This is a genomic window from Saccharopolyspora pogona (genome assembly GCF_014697215.1).
Classification (GTDB): domain Bacteria; phylum Actinomycetota; class Actinomycetes; order Mycobacteriales; family Pseudonocardiaceae; genus Saccharopolyspora; species Saccharopolyspora hattusasensis.
Window position 1 is genome coordinate 4126780 of record NZ_CP031142.1, and the last position, 15999, is coordinate 4142778.

Consider the following 15999-nt stretch of genomic DNA (forward strand, 5'->3'; position numbering starts at 1 on the left):
CCTAGGTTATCGGTCGTTGTTGGTCGTAGCACCTGGTGAGGGCGTGGTGTTGTATGCGCGGGTGTCCTCGCAACGCCAGCGCCGCGAGGGTGATCTTGACCGGCAGATCACGCGGTTGCGGCACGCTAGCGAGGGCCGTGTCGCGGTGGGGGAATTGTGGGATGTGGCGTCTGGGCTCTCGGATGATCGTCGTGGTTTTCGGCGTGCTCTTGATGCCTGCCGGCGTCCCGAGGTGGTGACGTTGGTGGTGGAACACGAGGAGCGTTGAGCCCGGTTCGGTATCGGGGTGATCCGGGATGTGTTGTTGCCTGCGTTCGGAGTTGATCTGGAGGCGATCGGTGCGGATGAGGAGCTGGATTCGTCGGCGGAGCCGGAGTTGGTGCGGGACATGCCGGCGGTGGTGACGTCGTTTTCGGGCCGGTTGTATGGGCAGCGGTCAGCGAAGCAACGCCGAATGATCCACTGCATGAAACAAGCGATAGAGTTGTCGGACACGCGGTGAGAGGCGGGGCGGTGGCACGAGGAAGCTTCGGCTGATCGCTGCGCCGTTCACCGTGGCCGCGCCGTCGGGAGCGCGTATCCGCGATCGTCTGCGGGTGTCGGCTGCTGATGAGAAGGTGCTGACTCTGGCGGGAGGGCACCTTGGTTCTCCGGCCCGATCCGACCTGGCTGAACGGGTCCGTATCGGCGATGTGGCGTTGAAGCACACGCAACGGGCACGACGCAAGAGGAATCTCACCGCTGGGTCGTCGTCACGGTGGGCTGGTGCGATCACCGGGCATCCGAGGACCAGTACCGGTTGTCCCTTCGGTGCCTGGGCGCTGAGAAAACCAGTCTCACCCGGGCGATCCGCGCTATCGAACAACGTCTGGCCGTACCGTGCGGGAAACGGAAGCGGCGTGTTCGCGGCTATGCGGATCGCGACGAGCGTGTCGGCAAGCAGCGTCGCGTTCAAATCCTCAGGGCTCGGCTTGCCCGCGTCCAGCAGCGCATCAGCGAAGGCCGGCCGTCGATCGTCGCCGGTGGGCGGCGACTGGCCCACGCTCGTCACCATCTCGCCGACGTCGGCCTCAGTCTCGATCAGTGGCGCACGAAGTGGGACGCGGCCCGATGGTTTCTCACCGCTGACGGCGAGACCGGTGCCCCGTTCGGGAACTACACGATCACCGTCCACCCGGACACCGGTGCGGTGACCATCGTGCTCCCGGAACCGTTGCGGCACTGGGCGAACGCGCCACGAGGCCGGTACCGGCTCGAGAGCACGGTGAGGTTCCACCACCGAGGCCAGCAATGGCTGGATCGCGTCACCACGAACACCGCCGTCCGCTACGACATCGCCTTCGACGCCGACCGTGACCGCTGGTATCTCGACGCCTCCTGGTCCGCACCGACCAGCGTGCTTCCCACACCCAGTGAGATCACCACTCATGGTGGACGCCTGCTGGCCGTCGACCTCAATGCCGATCACCTCGCGGCCATCGTCGTGGACTCCTGCGGCAACCCGGTGGGACACCCGCACACGATCCCACTCGACCTCACCGGACCCACCTCCAGACGTGACGGCCGGTTACGCGCCGCGATCACCAGCCTCATCAACCTCGCCCGCGAGCATGACTGTGTGGGAATCGCGATCGAAAACCTCGGTTTCGACGATGCCCGATCCACCGGCCGCGAACACCTGGGCCGAGGACGGCGAGGCAAAACCTTCCGTCGCACCGTGGCCGGTATCCCCACCCAGCGGTTCCGCGAACGCTTTCGCGGCATGGCCCACCACTCGGGCCTGGTCGTGATCGCCGTCGATCCCGCCTACACCTCCCGGTGGGGCCGGCAACACTGGACAACCCCACTCCAGCAACAAACCTCGGTCACCGTCACCCGTCATCACGCGGCCTCGGTGGCCATCGGCAGACGTGCCCACCAGCATCGATTGCGGTGTCGGCCAGGTGTGACCCGGACACGACCAGCGGATCGTGACGGGAGAGCTACCGGCCAGACCGCACCCGCGCTGACGGGCACCCGGGCAACACCAGCACCAAGGACAGCAGGCACACCACACCGTGGTGACAAGACCATGCTGGACCGAGGCGACCAACTCGTGTTGTTCCCCGATCTCCACGACCGTTCGGGAGATCACCGGATCAGTCCGGCTTCGGATGACGTGACCAATAATGGCCACTCACCCTAGGACCGGTTCGGGCAGCTGAGCGCAGTTCCGGTCACCGGAACTCCGTCGTCGACTTCCGGTCCCGGCGGCCGCCACCCTGGAGCACGACTCCGAACCGGAAAAGGAACGTGATGGCAGGCCAGACCTCGACGACGGACCGCGACGCCGCGGTCATCGCAGCCGCCGACCGGCTCCAGGCAGCGGCTCGCAGCGGTGTTCCCTGCAGCCCGGTACGCGATCTGCTCGGCGCCGACGGCATCGACCTCGCCTACGAGGTGCAACAACTGCTCACCGCGAAACGCATCGCCGCCGGGGCGGCAGTTGTTGGGCGCAAGATCGGGCTCACGTCGCCGGCGGTGCAGCGGCAGATCGGCGTTGACCGGCCGGACTTCGGGGTGCTCTTCGACGACATGGACGTCTCGGCGCTTCCCGAAGTCCCAAGTCGGCGGCTGCTGCAGCCCAAGGCCGAAGCCGAGGTCGCGTTCTTCCTCGGCGCAGACCTCGACACCGACGCACTCGATCTGGAGACCGTGCACGGTGCCGTGGAGTACGCGGTCGCAGCGATCGAGATCGTGGACAGCCGGATCGCGGGCTGGGACATCCGGATCACCGACACCGTGGCCGACAACGCCTCCAGCGGCCTCTACGTGCTGGGATCGGAACAGGTCCGACTGCGCGATTTCGAGCCGCGCGAGGTCACCATGCAGATGTTCGTCGACGACGAACCCGCTTCTCGGGGCGATGGGGCCGCGTGCCTCGGCGATCCGCTCAACGCCCTGCTGTGGCTGGCCCGAACCGCGCGGGACTTCGGTGCGCCGCTGCGCGCCGGGCAGGTCGTGCTCTCCGGGGCGCTCGGCCCCATGGTTCCGACTCCCCCGGGCGCGACCGTCCGCGCGGAGATCTCCGCGCTCGGCTCGGTGACCGCCCGCTTCTCGACCGAGGAAGTGCGATGAACAAGACCAAGGTCGCCGTGATCGGCTCCGGCAACATCGGCACCGACCTGATGATCAAGATCCTCCGCGTGTCCGAGGCACTCGAAATGGCCGCCATGGTCGGCATCGACCCGGACTCCGACGGCCTCGCCCGGGCGAAGCGGCTGAAGGTCCCGACCACGCACGAGGGCGTCGACGGCCTGATCGCGATGGACGGCTTCGCCGACATCGAGATCATCTTCGACGCCACCTCCGCAGCCGCGCACCGGGCCAACGCCGCCAAGCTCGCACCACATGGCAAGAAGCTCGTCGACCTGACCCCGGCGGCGACCGGACCGTACGTCGTGCCGCCGGTCAACCTCGACGAGCACCTCGACCGCGACGTGGACAACGTCAACATGGTCACATGCGGCGGGCAGGCCACAATCCCGGTGGTGCACGCCATCGCGCAGGTCAAGTCGGTGCCCTACGCCGAGATCGTCGCCTCGATCTCCTCCCGGTCGGCCGGCCCGGGAACCCGCGCGAACATCGACGAGTTCACCGAGACGACCGCAGCGGCGATCGAAACCGTGGGTGGTGCGCAACGCGGCAAGGCCGTGATCGTCCTCAATCCCGCAGAGCCGCCGCTGATCATGCGCGACACCGTGTTCGCGCTGATCGGCGACGCCGACCACGCCGCGATCGAGAAGTCGATCCGCACCATGGTCGACCGTGTGGCCGAGTACGTGCCCGGCTACCGGCTCAAGCAGGACGTGCAGCTCACCCCGATCGCTGCAGACGACCCGGTGCACACCCTGCTGCCCGACGACGCGGACCCGGTGACGACCAAGGTGACGGTGCTCCTCGAAGTCGAGGGCGCCGCCCACTACCTGCCCGCCTACGCGGGAAACCTCGACATCATGACCTCCGCCGCGCTGCGCACCGGCGAAGCAATCGCCCAGCGCGGCAACACCACCGCCGAGGTGGTCCGGTGAACGCCACCGCAGAGCCCCGGGGAGCCGAAAGCATGAACGACACAGTGGATCTCTACGTCCAGGACGTCACCCTGCGCGACGGGATGCACGCCGTGCGGCACCGGATCACGCCGTCCGAGGTGTCCCGGATCGTCGCGGCCCTGGAGCAGGCGGGTGTGGACGCGATCGAGGTCGCCCACGGCGACGGCCTCGCCGGCGGCAGCCTCAACTACGGGCCCGGCTCCCACACCGACTGGGAGTGGATCGAAGCCGCAGCCGACAGCATCGAGCAAGCCACTCTCACCACCCTCCTGCTGCCGGGCATCGGCACCATCGCCGAACTCGAACGCGCCGAGTCCCTCGGCGTCCGCTCGGTCCGCATCGCCACCCACTGCACCGAGGCCGACGTCGCCGCCCAGCACATCGCCAAGGCCCGCGAACTCGGCATGGACGTCTCCGGGTTCCTGATGATGAGCCACATGGCCCCCGCGGCGAAGCTGGCGGAACAGGCCAAGCTCATGGAGTCCTACGGCGCGCACTGCGTCTACGTCACCGACTCCGGCGGCCGGTTGACCATGGACGGCGTCCGCGAACGCATCCGCGCCTACCGCGATGTGCTCGATCCGAACACCCAGATCGGCATCCACGCCCACGAGAACCTCTCGTTGTCCGTAGCCAACTCCGTCGTCGCCGTCGAAGAGGGCGTGCGACGCGTGGACGCCTCGCTCGCGGGGCACGGCGCGGGCGCCGGCAACTGCCCCATCGAAGCGTTCGTCGCGGTGGCCAACCTCAACGGCTGGAAGCATCGCTGCGACCTGTTCGCGCTCCAGGACGCGGCCGACGACCTCGTCCGCCCGCTGCAGGACCGCCCGGTCCGAGTCGACCGGGAAACCCTCACCCTCGGCTACGCCGGGGTGTACTCCAGCTTCCTGCGCCACGCCGAGGCCGCCTCGAAGCAATACGGCATCGACGTGCGCACCATCCTGCTCGAGGTAGGCCGCCGGAAGCTGGTCGGCGGGCAGGAGGACATGATCGTCGACATCGCACTGGACCTGCTCGCAGCGCAGTAGCCGCACCAGCTCGCAAACGGAGGAAACCTCGCCGAAGGCCGGGGCAACAACGCCGTCCTGGTGACGCCCCGGCCCTCTGCATGCGCTGCACCAGGCCGTCGTGATTCTGGTTTGTTTACACAGGTTTGATTGATCTCCGTGTTTGCCTGGGAGGATGGAGTTGACGACTGGCGAGGAAGCGGATCTGTGGGCACTGGTGAACAGCCGGCATCCCCCGGGCCGGATGGCCAAGCCAACGCTCCGGCAAAGTCGGTGAGGCCACCTGCACAAACAGAGCGGGGCGATCACGGAGCGCAACAGGGGTCGTCACCCTGGCCTGACGCAATTTCTCGCGTTAATGAACACGCGGCGCGGTGACTAGGTGAAACGGAAGCGGCAAGGGCGGCGAATACTACGAGGCCACCCGGCAGCTTGCGGTCGAGCACGGTCTGACGCGAGGTCACGTCAACGCCGAACCGGCGATTGCCCGCCACGTCGAGACGCAGTTCGTCGCCCGGATGATCGATCAGGACATCGCCGAGGCTGAGATCGAGATCAACCGGCCGGTGTGCGGCACGACCCCGAAAGATCAGCAGTGGCCGAACACCTGCGACCAGTGGCTTTCGAGGTTTCCTGCCGGAAGGGTGGAAACTGACGGTGAAAGATGGATCGAGCCCGGACGGGCGCCGCTACGTCGGGCGGAAGGTGAAGGATGAGCATCACGGCAGGTTGGGCAGTGATCGGCCTCGACGGCTCGTATCAAGGTCTGAACGCGCCCCTGAATACCCCGGACGAGGTCGCCGGGTTCGTCAAGCAGCTCGCCGATCCCCAAGCGGACTCGGCCCGGCTGGTGCACAACGGCCGCCCACTGTGGGATGCCGAAACGAACTTTCCCGATCACGACGTGTTCGCCGCCATCGTCGACGGGTTCGGCTACCTCAGTTACCAGGACGCCACCCGCGGCAAGGCGTACCCCGAGGGCGATACGGCCTCGGAGGGCTGCGAGTTCGACGACGATGAGTTTCCGCCCGGTTCGGGGCTGCCGGTGGACCGGTTTACCGAGGTGCTCGTCGAGTTCCTGCGCATCGCCGACCGGCCCGCCTCGGTGACGTGGCGCGACCTGTACCCCGAGACCGCGAGCGAGTGACTCGACTGCGGTCACTTTCCGCGCTGGCCGGCGCGAGCAAACGGTGACAAGCCGCAGGTCGACGGCCTGCCCGTGAATCTGAGGAAACGCCCCCCACCCGCACCCCGGTTGCAGGCACACAACCGGGGTGCAGGCGGGGCGTTTCGGTGCCCGGCGGTAGCGCACCGGCCATTCAGGGAGCTATTCGACGGGCCGGTCCGGTGGCGCGGCGGGCACGAGCAGCGTGCCGTCGACGGCGCGGGGATGGGCGAGGCTGGTCACCTTCCGCCGCGTCCACCAGGTCAACGCGATCGAGGCGAGCACATTCACCACGGACACGATCGAGGCGAGGGTCGCGTCGTCGAGGGTGAGCCACCCTGCGCCAGCGCAGGTGCAGCATTTGGTCGACGGGCCGGAGCGGTCAATCCGGCGCACACAAGTGTTCGATGGCATCGGCCAGCTGCTCGGGATGAGATACGAACACCGCATGGCCAGCGGCAATTGACGCCTGCCGGAACTCCGTCTTGGGCGCGAGCGCGTCGGCGTGATTGACCATCACGTCCTGCAGTTCGATCGGCAGCACCCGATCGCGGGTGGTGCGGACGTAGGCACGAGGCACGCTGCCCCAACGTTCGGCCGTCGCCCCGCTTGCTGAGGCCAGGAATGCGATCGGCTGGTCCGGCGTCCGGGTTGCCGCCAACGCGAGAAAATCCCGCCGGTCAAGGCCGGAGAAATAGGCGGCGTGGAGCTCATCGAGGTAAGCATCGTCAGCGGAACGCGGGTCAATGCGCACAACTCCGATGGCGCCGGGATCACCGACGTAGAGCGACGATCCCCGAGCCGACCGCGCCTCGGGCAGCGCCAAGTAGGCGGCCGACGAGCCCAGCTTCGTCGGCACGAAAGCCGCGACGTAGACCAACGCGGCGAGGAGCTCCGGCGCGAGCTCGGCGACCCGGGTCGCGACAGCACCGCCCATGCTGTGTGCGACGAGCGTCGGTCGTTTTCCGGTCGATGCCAGTCGCTCAACAGCCCAATCACATCACTGGCGACATCGTCAAGGGCGAGGTCCTGCAACGGAGACGGCTCGGTACGGAGCGCGACGACATCACGCGCCAGGTAGCTGGCTGGGAAGAGGGCACGAGTGCCGTGTCCCGGCAGGTCTACCGGCAGCGCACAATGTCCGCGACCGGCCAGCGTCGCAGCGAACTGGGCCCAGTGCCCGGCCCCATGCCATGCGCCGTGGATCAGGACGAAGTCGGTCATCGCAACTCCTCCGGTGAGTTCGTCGTCGCTCGATCGTCTTTGACGGCACGCCATGCGGTGGCCAAGAGGTCAGCAAGCTGCCCGGGTTGCTCTTCGGGCACGTAGTGGCCGCATTCCTCGATCAAGTGTCCGGAGACGTGCGTCGCGACCTCCTGCACGGTGTCGATCCAGCTGAGACCGACACCGTGTCGTGCCCCGACGACGGCCGTGGGCATGGTGATCGGGCCAGCAGCGCTCAGCGTTCGGTTATGTTCTATGTCCGCGGGGAGTGTGCGGTAGTAGCCCATCGTCGCGCGGACCGCGCCGGGCCCGGCAAGCGCCCGTGCGTACACGTCGAGATCGTCCTCACCGATCGCATCGGTGACGTACAGGCCTACCGAATCCCGGTGGAACATGAACTCGAGATAGGCGCGCTCACGACCTGCCAGCAACAGTTCGGGTAGGTCGGGCACCATGTTGAAACCGAAATGCCATGATCCGCCGGTCAGCGGATTCGCCGCTGCCACGCTGCGGCCCAGCCCGATCACCCCTGCCTCGATCAAGGTCAGCGTGCGCACCGCATCGGGGTACTGCCCGGCCAGCGGATAAGCGACCTGTCCGCCGACGTCATGCCCGGCCACGTGGTAGCGCTGGAAACCCAGCCGCAGCATCAGCCGATGCAGAATTCCCGCGATCGACTTCTTGTCGTAACCGCTGGCCAGCCGGGAGCTCGCGCCGAATCCGGGCAAATCCGGCACCACGAGCGTGTACCGGTCGAGCAGCGGTATGACGGCTCGCCATGCATAGCTGCTCTGCGGCCAGCCGTGCAGCAACAGCGCAGGTTCCCCCGTACCGACGACCGCGCAGTTGAGCACGCAGTCCGGTAACCGAATCCTTCTCCATCGGATGCTCGCAGGCGTGGTCACGTTCATGACCGCACCCTGCCGGGCGCGCCACGCCATGGCGCATACCTGGTTTCCATCCATCGGGAATGCGTAGTTGGGCGCGATTGTGGCCGTACCTACCGTCTCGGACATCGTGACGATGGCGGAGGCCACATGATTGAGCAGATGACGGTGCTGAGCTTCTCGCATTTCGTGCAGGGCCCGGCCGCAGCGCAGTACCTCGCTGATCTCGGCGCTGACGTCGTGAAAGTGGAGCCGCCCTCCGGCTCATGGGAGCGGAAGGTCGGCAGCGCTGGCATTCGATTAAGCGGCCGCAGCGTGACTTTCCTGGCTGTCAATCGGAACAAGCGGTCGATCGTCGTAGACCTGAAGCACCCGGACGCCAAGACCGTGTTGCGTCCACTGATCCAGCAGGCCGACGTACTGCTGGAGAACTATCGCGGCGGCGCGCTCGACCGGCTCGGCCTCGGATACGACGCGGTGCGGGAGATCAAACACGACATCATCTATGCCTCTGCCACAGGCTGGGGATCACGCGGCCCGATGGCCGGGAACCCGGGCGTGGATCTCTTGGTCCAGGCTCGCTCGGGGCTCGTCGCGGCTACGGGCGGCGCGGACTCGCCGACGGCCGCGGGAACTCCCGTCGTAGACCACCACGGTGCGGCACTGCTGGCGATGGGTGTGCTGGCGGCCTACGCGCGCAAGCTCGTGACCGGGAAGGGCACCAGGGTGGAGACCAGCCTGCTCGGCGCCGGGCTCGACCTTCAGGCGGAGTCGCTCGCGCTGTACTTCTCGGGCCGCAAGACCACGGAGGACCTGCGGCGGCCTGCCGAATTGGCGTGCTGGGCGATCGACCCCCCGTACGGCGTGTACCGGCTGCTCGACGCAGAGGTGGCCATTGCGTTGAACGGCCCGATGGACGACTTCGGTGCGGCGCTGGGTGACGCGGTGCTGGACGAGTACACGCCATCAGACCGTCGCGACAAGCGAGTGGAGTACACCGCCGCGGTCGCCACGGCCCTCGCCGGCATGACTTACCAGGAGGTCGCCGACAAGCTGCGGGCGCGCGGGTTCTGGATCGAGAAGGTGGCGACCTACGACGACGTGCGAGTGGACCCGCAGGTCGTCGAGGAGGGACTGCTCACTGGTTTCGCGGTTGGCGACGAGGAAGCCACGGTGCTCAACCATCCGGTCCGGTACAACGGTGAGTTGCCGCCGGTGCGCCGGGCACCAGCCGAGCTCGGCGAGCACACGGTCGAGGTGCTGCAAGAAGCCGGTTTCTCCGCGGCCGAGGTGTCGGCTTTCCTGTCGTCCGGTGTGGTTGCCGCACCTGGCCCTGGTGAGGGGTGCTGATGAAAGCGCTGGTGTGCAACCGGTTTGGCTCGCCTGGTGACTGCCTGGAACTGGTGGATGTCGCGCTGCCCGAGCCCGGCCCCGGTGAAGCGGTGGTCGCAGTCAGCCACGTCGGACTCAATTTCCACGACACCTTGGTGGTCGCGGGCAAGCACGTCGTCCAGCCGCAACCGCCGTTCTCGCCTGGCAGTGAGTACGCAGGCACGGTGTTGTCGGTCGGGCCGGACGTCATGGTGCCCCGGGTGGGCGACCGAGTAGTCGGCAACGAGGAGTACGGATGTGCGCGGGCCGCCGTACTCGTGCGGGCCGATCGCGTGACTGTATTGCCCGACGATGTGCAGGAGCAGGATGCCGCGGCGATCCTGGTGGCTTACTCGACGGCCTACCACGCACTCGTCCAGCGGGCGAATTTGCGCCCAGGCGAGACGCTGGTCGTCCTGGGTGCCGCCGGCGGTGTCGGTTCGGCCGCGGTCGACGTCGGTGCTCTCCTCGGTGCCCGGGTCATCGCTGGGGCATCGACGGCCGAGCGTGCCACGTCCGCTCTGCGACGCGGTGCACACGAGACGTTTTCCTACGGCGGCGACGGCAACGTCAAGGATGCGATCAAACGACTCACCGGTGGTGTGGGTGCCGATGTTGTGTTCGACCCCGTCGGCGGCACGGTCGCCGAGGCAGCCGTACGGGCCGTGGCCTGGGGCGGGCGCTACCTCGTCGTCGGCTTTGCAGCAGGTGCCATTCCGCGTCTCGCTCTCAACATCCCGCTGGTGAAAGGCTCCTCAGTCATCGGGGTGTTCCTCGGTGAATTCATCCGGCGTCACCGGGCACTGCACGAGGAGAACCTGCGCACGATCTTCGCGTGGGCGACCGCAGGTCGGCTCCGACCCCACGTGCATGGTGTCTTGCCGTTGGAGCGCGGCGCGGAGGCTTTGGACTTGTTGGCCGGGGGACGGGCTGACGGCAAGTTGCTCTTGCGTGTCGGGCAGTCCCTATGACGGCTACGTGGTCCGTGCGCCGGACGCGGTTGGCGCTGGCTGCCCTGCTGGTCGGCACCATGCTCGCACCCCTCAACTCCTCCATGATCGCCGTAGCGCTGGCGCCGATCCAGCAGCATCTGGATCTTCCGCTGGCGACGACGACCTGGATCGTGACGGTGTTCTACCTGACGGCGTGCGTGTTCCAGCCGGTGCTCGGAAGGGTGGCTGACCTCATCGGAACCCGAGGACTTTTCACGGCGGGAATGATGATCGCGAGTGCCGCGTCTGCGGCGGCGCCGTTCGCCACCTCCGCCGAACTGCTCGTGCTCTGCCGGTGTGCACAGGCGATCGGGGTCTCGGCCGCATTTCCGTGTGCTGTGGTCGTCACGCGGCGGCACGGTCATCCCGGGCAGCTGACCACGATCGCAATCGTCAACACCACCGCCGGCGCAGTCGGACCGGTGCTCGGCGGCCTGCTTACGGCACTGGCGGGGTGGCAGGCAATTTTCTGGGCCAACCTGCCGCTGGCAATCGGTGCCGCGGTGGTTGCGCTGGTGGTGCTCGAGCCGCGGGCACGGTCCGCCGACGCGACTCGGCCATTGGTGTCGCGCTCGATCGACCCTGTCGGAACCGGGCTCTTCGCCGTGTCGATCGTGGCGTTGCTGAACGTCATGCTCGCCCTACCCCGGATATCGGTGATCGGTGGGCTTGTCCTGGTGGTGGCGGTGCCCGCCTTCCTGTGGTGGGAACGGCGAGCCGCCAATCCGTTCGTCGACATCCGCGCCGTCTACGGCGCCCGCGGCCTGACCGCGGTGCTTGGCATCTTCACGTTGTTCAACCTGGCTTACTACAGCGCGTTCTACGGGCTGCCGCAGTGGCTGCAGACCGAACGGCACACGTCCGCCCTGGACACGGGGCTGCTTGTGCTGCCCATTGCCGTGACGAGTGTCGTGGCCACCGTCTGCGGTGGCGCGTTGATGCGTTGGTTGGGAGCGGGTCGCGCTTTGCTCGCGGGCAGCGGGATGTTCCTAGCCGGCGTCACGCTGATCGTTGCCTTCGGCCCATCCACCCCCACCTGGCTCGTGGTTGCCGACGGCGTCCTGCTCGGGATCCCCTACGGCCTGTGCAACCTCGGTCTGCAACGCCTCATGTACGAGCGGACACCGTCGGCAATGGCCGGTGTAGTCGGAGGTCTCTTCCAATCCGCTCGGTACGTCGGCGCGATCCTCGCGGTGGGCCTGATCGGCGCGCTCGCCCCCATGGGGCCAGCCGAGCCGGTTGACATCGCCGTCATCGCGATAGCGATGACCGCGGTCGCGGTGGGGGTCGTCGCGCTGCTCACCATGGACATGGTGCGGAATCGGTCCGGCGGTGACTGGCGCGATTCCGCACCGGACGGCGTAGCATCCGGTCGCGGGAGGCTGGTGACCCACCGGACGAGGCTGCCAGGGCGTCACCATGGTTGAGAAGATGGCTGTTTCGCGTGTGGACGGCCCCCCTGGCCGGACCGTATCGAGTCGGGTGTTCAGCGTGCTGAACGCGTTCTCCCCAGCAAGGCCAGCACTGCGACTGGTCGACCTTCGCGACCTGACCGGGCTTCCGGTCTCCACTGTGCACCGGATCGCGTCCGAGTTGGTCAATCTGGGTGCCTTGATGAAGGACAGCGACGGTGTTTACCGGATCGGCCTGCGCATGTGGGAGCTGGGTTCACTGGCGCCGCAGCCGAGAACCCTCCGGGACGTGTCGCTGCCGTTCATGCACGATCTCCACGAGGCGACAGCGGAAAACGTGCACCTCGCGGTGCTCGACCGCGACGAGGTGCTCTACCTCGACCGGGTTTGGGGCCGCCGATCGGTCGGTGTGGTGACGCAGGTGGGAGGACGCTCGCCGGTGCACGCCACTGGTGTCGGCAAGATCCTGCTGGCCTACGCATCGCCCAGGGTCCAAGAGTCGGTGCTGCGCACAGGGCTCAAACGCTACACGCCGCGCACCATCGTCATGCCCGGGCTGCTGATGCACACGCTTCAGGAAGCGAAGACGGTCGGAATCGCGCGCTGCAATGAGGAGCTCTCGCCAGGCACCTTGTCGATCGCGGCGCCGATCTTCGGCCCGGACCGCAGGGTCGTGGCGGCGCTGTCGGTGGTCACGCACACTTGGACGCGATCGCTGTCGACCATCGAGCCAGCCCTGCGGATGGCGACCATGTCCATCTCACGGGAGCTGGCCAACGGGTTCAACACAGTCGCGCACAAAGAGGACATCAACTCGGTCCGCGCAGCAACGCGGTGACCGCGGCGCCCGCGATCAACTCGCTTTCGGCCGCAGGTAGGCCCAGTGCAGTGACCGTGCGCCGCGGATCGGTATCGGCCAGCTCGAACGGGTAATCGGTCCCCAGCAGCACATGATCGGCACCGAATTCGTCGACGAGCTGCCCCAGCAACGACGTTGAAAAGGTAGCTGTGTCATAGCGGAAACGGCGCAGGTACTCGCTCGGTGGAGCTGGCGTCGTGCGGGCGACCGCTTTGCGCGACCAGCCGAGGTCCAGCCGACCCCGCAATGACGGCAGGCAACCGCCACCGTGCGCGAGACAGATCCTGAGGTCGTGGCGTTCCAGTACCCCGCCGAAGATCAGGCGCGCCGCGGCGAGGGCTGTTTCCATCGGATAGCCGGCGAGCTGAGGCAACCAGTAGTCGGCCAGGCGGGCGCCACCCGGAACGCTGTTGGGATGGAGGAACACGAAGGTGCTCCGTGCTGCGAGCAGCTCCCACAACGGTTCATGGACCGGGGCATCGAGCTCACGCCCCAGCCCGCGCGTGCCGATCGCGATACCGGCGAATCCCAGTTCGTCAAGGCATCTGCGGGCCTCGTCGACCGCGCCGGGCGTCCCGAGCGGCACGAACCCCAGTGGTTCGAGAACGCTGCGTCGGTTCGCGGTCAGCTCTGCCAGTGCGTCGTTGCCGCGGCCGACGACATCGAGCACGAGTGCTTCATCTGTGGCGTCCGCACATGTGACGAACGGTGGCACCGACACCAGCTGCCGATCCACGCCCATTTTTCGCATGTCGTGGAGACGCTCGGTGACGTCGAATTGGGCGGTCGCGAGCGGGATCGGCATGTCACGCGGCACACCGGAGATTTCCGGGTGAATTCGGACGATGCCGTCGTCGACGTGGGAAAGGTCCGCGAGCCCCCGGCCGGAGAGCCACGACAGCAACGGCATCGGTAAGGCGTGGGTGTGCACATCGACGACGCTGGCGTCGCTCATGGAACCGTCACCTCCAGACGGCGACGATCGACCCTGCCCATAAGATCTCGCGGCAGGGCATCGACCGCGACCACGGCATCAACCGTGACGGCCTGATCCCACAGTGCTGAGCGAATGGCGCGATCGTGGTCGTCCGCAGCCGCTCCCTCCAGAAAGACCGTAACTCCAGCGACGCTGGACGGGACGACACCGGCGACCAGCCCGACGCGGTCAATGATCGCGTCTTCCGCGTCGCTCGGACAGAAGTAGTGGTCCTCGATCAGCAACACGTCCTCGATCCTGTTGAGATACCGAAGGAAGCCGTCGGCGTCCATCCGGCACACGTCACCGGTGCGCAGCCAGTCACCGTGAAACTTCGGCGCCCGTCCTCGGGGAAACGCATAGGAATGCAGCGCGGTCGGAGTTCGCACGCACAACTCGCCTGCCTGTCCCGCTGGTAACGGATGGCCGTCGGCGCTGCAAATCCGGACATCTGTCCCGGGATATGCGGTGCCGAGCGTGGACCTGCGGGTGGGGTGGCGGTGATCTTCGGGGCGGGTCAAGGCGATCGTCTTCGGTACCTCGACTTGCCCGAAGACGCCGTACAACACCTCGCCCATCAGATCATGCACCTGTTCGATCTCCGCCTCGGTGAGTACCGCACCGCTGTAGATGATCAATTCGATCGAAGACCAGTCGACCTCATCCCTGCGCGGACAGGCCAAGAGGGCACGAAGTGTCGGCGGCAGCACCATCAGCACGTTGGGGCGACAGCTTTCGACAGTGTCGAGGAGCGTCTCTGCGCCCGGCTCCGGAGGGATGATGAAGGTACCGCCGCCCAGCAGCGTCGGGAGCACCATGTTGCCGAAGCCACCGGAGACCAGTTCCGGACACAGCACCCGAGGCCGATCCGGCCAACGCACGGCGGCAGCGGTCATCGTCGCGACAGCGCCCAATGCCCCGCTCGACAGTTGAACGCCCTTGACCGGTCCCGTGCTGCCGGAGGTGAACGCGAGGCGGACAATCGATTCTGGCGGTGCTGCTGCATCGGAATGCGTTTCGTGCGCCGAGCTGAGCTCCGCCTCCAGGTGGCTCCAGCATTCGACAGTGCTGTCACTCCACGCCCGGACCGCAGGATGCTCAGCGCGCCAGGACGCGACCGCCTTCGCCGCCGCCGCGGAGGCGACGATCGCGTCCGGCTGGATCTGCCGCAGCCAGGTTTCGAGTCTCGCGGTGTCGAGGTTGCCCGGTGGAATCGCGGCGGACCGATAACCCGCCACGTAGCACGCGGCGTTGACCAGCCATTGCAGCGGATCGTTGGGGCGAATTTGCAGAACTGTGTCGCCCGGTGTAAGCCCCGCTCGGCGAAAGACGGTGACCAGACGGGACACCATTGATCGGGCTTCGGCGTACGTGAGCTGCTCGCTACCGTGGACGAAGGCGATCCGGTTCGGATGGTGCTTCAAGGCTCGGAGCACAAGCCCGCCGATCGAGCTGGGGCGGGCGGCATGCCCGGTCACAGCCGTTCGTCCGGCATGACGGTGCTACACGCCTTGCAGGTCCGGGCATCGATGTTCCCGTAGAACCGTTCGTAGGCACCTGCCACCGGGTCGGTGCGGTAGTCGGTGACATGCACGCTTTCTTCGTGCAGGAACCCGTCGCAGTCCGGACAGAACCAGCGGAAGCGATCGAGTTCGCCGGGCTTGCGGAGCCGTTCGATCACGAGCACGAAGGCGTCGGGCGGGAACCGCGGCGAATGTGCGATACCAGTGGGGGTGAAGATCGACGCGCCTTCCGGGATCACGGCGATGTCGGAGCCACCCTCCGGCTTTCGATAGTGCAGATTCATGGAACCCCGGACCATGAACATCACTTCGTCGCTGGGGTTGAGGTGGAACTCGCTGCGGTATTCGCGGCCGCGTGCGAGGAAGGCCAGGGATTCGCTTTCCTGCCACAAGACCTTGACCCGCTTACCCGACTCCTGGAGTTCGCTGGCGGCTTTGTCCAGGTCGACGATGGGCATATGGCTCGGGTGCATTTCGTTCTCCTTCGCGTGA

General features: G+C 66.9%; 17 protein-coding genes and 1 pseudogene. 12 read left to right on the plus strand and 6 right to left on the minus strand.

The annotated features are described in order from the left end of the window. Positions 1-16: 16 nt before the first annotated feature. The 8 genes and pseudogenes from DL519_RS18695 (at position 17) to DL519_RS18730 (ending at position 6245) form a co-directional block, all read left to right on the plus strand. A complete protein-coding gene (locus DL519_RS18695) occupies positions 17-268 on the plus strand; it encodes a recombinase family protein (RefSeq protein ID WP_190816656.1) in 252 nt (83 codons plus the stop codon). Positions 269-304: 36 nt separating this feature from the next. Beyond that, positions 305-502 carry a hypothetical protein gene (locus tag DL519_RS18700; RefSeq protein WP_190816658.1) on the plus strand — a complete coding sequence of 66 codons (198 nt, stop codon included), beginning with the start codon at positions 305-307 and terminating at the stop codon, positions 500-502. 255 nt (positions 503-757) lie between these two features. Next, positions 758-2185, plus strand: a complete 1428-nt coding sequence (locus DL519_RS18705; protein WP_223839238.1) for a hypothetical protein — start codon at positions 758-760, stop codon at positions 2183-2185. A 110-nt stretch (positions 2186-2295) separates the two neighbouring features. After that, positions 2296-3117: a 2-keto-4-pentenoate hydratase gene (locus tag DL519_RS18710; RefSeq protein ID WP_190816660.1), complete on the plus strand. Its 822-nt coding sequence runs from the start codon at positions 2296-2298 to the stop codon at positions 3115-3117. After that, a complete protein-coding gene (locus tag DL519_RS18715; protein WP_190816662.1) occupies positions 3114-4070 on the plus strand; it encodes an acetaldehyde dehydrogenase (acetylating) in 957 nt (318 codons plus the stop codon). Before DL519_RS18710 ends, DL519_RS18715 begins: the two co-directional genes overlap by 4 nt. Positions 4071-4102: 32 nt before the next feature. Further along, entirely contained in the window at positions 4103-5119 is a 1017-nt protein-coding gene (gene dmpG, locus DL519_RS18720) for a 4-hydroxy-2-oxovalerate aldolase (RefSeq protein ID WP_190816664.1), read from the plus strand. Positions 5120-5502: 383 nt separating this feature from the next. Beyond that, a pseudogene (locus DL519_RS50160) lies at positions 5503-5814 on the plus strand (DddA-like double-stranded DNA deaminase toxin); the annotation flags it as partial. Next, positions 5811-6245 carry an Imm1 family immunity protein gene (locus DL519_RS18730; RefSeq protein ID WP_190816666.1) on the plus strand — a complete coding sequence of 145 codons (435 nt, stop codon included), beginning with the start codon at positions 5811-5813 and terminating at the stop codon, positions 6243-6245. The pseudogene DL519_RS50160 and the gene DL519_RS18730, both read left to right, overlap by 4 nt. A 180-nt stretch (positions 6246-6425) precedes the next feature. Here DL519_RS18730 and DL519_RS18735 read toward each other — a convergent pair whose 3' ends face one another. From DL519_RS18735 to DL519_RS18745, 3 genes are all read right to left on the minus strand, one after another. After that, on the minus strand, positions 6426-6659 hold the full coding sequence (locus tag DL519_RS18735) for a hypothetical protein (protein WP_190816668.1): 234 nt from the start codon (positions 6657-6659) through the stop codon (positions 6426-6428). Beyond that, positions 6646-7200, minus strand: coding sequence for an alpha/beta fold hydrolase (locus DL519_RS18740; protein WP_263399667.1), 555 nt, complete (start codon positions 7198-7200; stop codon positions 6646-6648). Before DL519_RS18740 ends, DL519_RS18735 begins: the two co-directional genes overlap by 14 nt. 283 nt (positions 7201-7483) lie before the next feature. Further along, positions 7484-8428, minus strand: coding sequence for an alpha/beta fold hydrolase (locus DL519_RS18745; RefSeq protein WP_223839240.1), 945 nt, complete (start codon positions 8426-8428; stop codon positions 7484-7486). 96 nt (positions 8429-8524) lie between these two features. Between DL519_RS18745 and DL519_RS18750 the strand changes: the two genes are divergently transcribed. Genes DL519_RS18750 through DL519_RS18765 form a run of 4 tightly spaced genes read left to right on the plus strand, consistent with a single transcriptional unit; the run spans position 8525 to position 12987 of the window. Beyond that, positions 8525-9724, plus strand: coding sequence for a CaiB/BaiF CoA transferase family protein (locus DL519_RS18750; protein ID WP_190816672.1), 1200 nt, complete (start codon positions 8525-8527; stop codon positions 9722-9724). Next, positions 9724-10716, plus strand: coding sequence for an NADPH:quinone oxidoreductase family protein (locus tag DL519_RS18755; protein ID WP_190816674.1), 993 nt, complete (start codon positions 9724-9726; stop codon positions 10714-10716). Before DL519_RS18750 ends, DL519_RS18755 begins: the two co-directional genes overlap by 1 nt. Beyond that, a complete protein-coding gene (locus tag DL519_RS18760; protein ID WP_190816677.1) occupies positions 10713-12164 on the plus strand; it encodes an MFS transporter in 1452 nt (483 codons plus the stop codon). Before DL519_RS18755 ends, DL519_RS18760 begins: the two co-directional genes overlap by 4 nt. Positions 12165-12168: 4 nt before the next feature. After that, positions 12169-12987 carry an IclR family transcriptional regulator gene (locus tag DL519_RS18765; protein WP_223839242.1) on the plus strand — a complete coding sequence of 273 codons (819 nt, stop codon included), beginning with the start codon at positions 12169-12171 and terminating at the stop codon, positions 12985-12987. Here DL519_RS18765 and DL519_RS18770 read toward each other — a convergent pair. Genes DL519_RS18770 through DL519_RS18780 form a run of 3 tightly spaced genes read right to left on the minus strand, consistent with a single transcriptional unit; the run spans position 12959 to position 15980 of the window. After that, a complete protein-coding gene (locus tag DL519_RS18770; protein ID WP_190816680.1) occupies positions 12959-13963 on the minus strand; it encodes an amidohydrolase family protein in 1005 nt (334 codons plus the stop codon). The genes DL519_RS18765 and DL519_RS18770 overlap by 29 nt on opposite strands. Continuing rightward, positions 13960-15462 (minus strand): AMP-binding protein, encoded by a 1503-nt coding sequence (locus DL519_RS18775; RefSeq protein ID WP_190816682.1) that lies wholly within the window; start codon positions 15460-15462, stop codon positions 13960-13962. Before DL519_RS18775 ends, DL519_RS18770 begins: the two co-directional genes overlap by 4 nt. Beyond that, on the minus strand, positions 15459-15980 hold the full coding sequence (locus tag DL519_RS18780; protein WP_190816684.1) for a 3-hydroxyanthranilate 3,4-dioxygenase: 522 nt from the start codon (positions 15978-15980) through the stop codon (positions 15459-15461). Before DL519_RS18780 ends, DL519_RS18775 begins: the two co-directional genes overlap by 4 nt. Between the last annotated feature and the right edge of the window lie 19 nt (positions 15981-15999).

Excerpts from the sequence above, each read along its gene's own strand:
- DL519_RS18780 (WP_190816684.1), bottom strand. The coding sequence starts at position 15,980 with ATGCACCCGAGCCATATGCCCATCGTCGACCTGGACAAAGCCGCCAGC.
- DL519_RS18715 (WP_190816662.1), top strand. The coding sequence starts at position 3,114 with ATGAACAAGACCAAGGTCGCCGTGATCGGCTCCGGCAACATCGGCACC.
- DL519_RS18740 (WP_263399667.1), bottom strand. The coding sequence starts at position 7,200 with ATGGGCGGTGCTGTCGCGACCCGGGTCGCCGAGCTCGCGCCGGAGCTC.
- dmpG (WP_190816664.1), top strand. The coding sequence starts at position 4,103 with ATGAACGACACAGTGGATCTCTACGTCCAGGACGTCACCCTGCGCGAC.
- DL519_RS18750 (WP_190816672.1), top strand. The coding sequence starts at position 8,525 with ATGATTGAGCAGATGACGGTGCTGAGCTTCTCGCATTTCGTGCAGGGC.
- DL519_RS18770 (WP_190816680.1), bottom strand. The coding sequence starts at position 13,963 with ATGAGCGACGCCAGCGTCGTCGATGTGCACACCCACGCCTTACCGATG.
- DL519_RS18760 (WP_190816677.1), top strand. The coding sequence starts at position 10,713 with ATGACGGCTACGTGGTCCGTGCGCCGGACGCGGTTGGCGCTGGCTGCC.
- DL519_RS18755 (WP_190816674.1), top strand. The coding sequence starts at position 9,724 with ATGAAAGCGCTGGTGTGCAACCGGTTTGGCTCGCCTGGTGACTGCCTG.
- DL519_RS18710 (WP_190816660.1), top strand. The coding sequence starts at position 2,296 with ATGGCAGGCCAGACCTCGACGACGGACCGCGACGCCGCGGTCATCGCA.
- DL519_RS18765 (WP_223839242.1), top strand. The coding sequence starts at position 12,169 with ATGGCTGTTTCGCGTGTGGACGGCCCCCCTGGCCGGACCGTATCGAGT.
- DL519_RS18730 (WP_190816666.1), top strand. The coding sequence starts at position 5,811 with ATGAGCATCACGGCAGGTTGGGCAGTGATCGGCCTCGACGGCTCGTAT.
- DL519_RS18745 (WP_223839240.1), bottom strand. The coding sequence starts at position 8,428 with ATGGCGTGGCGCGCCCGGCAGGGTGCGGTCATGAACGTGACCACGCCT.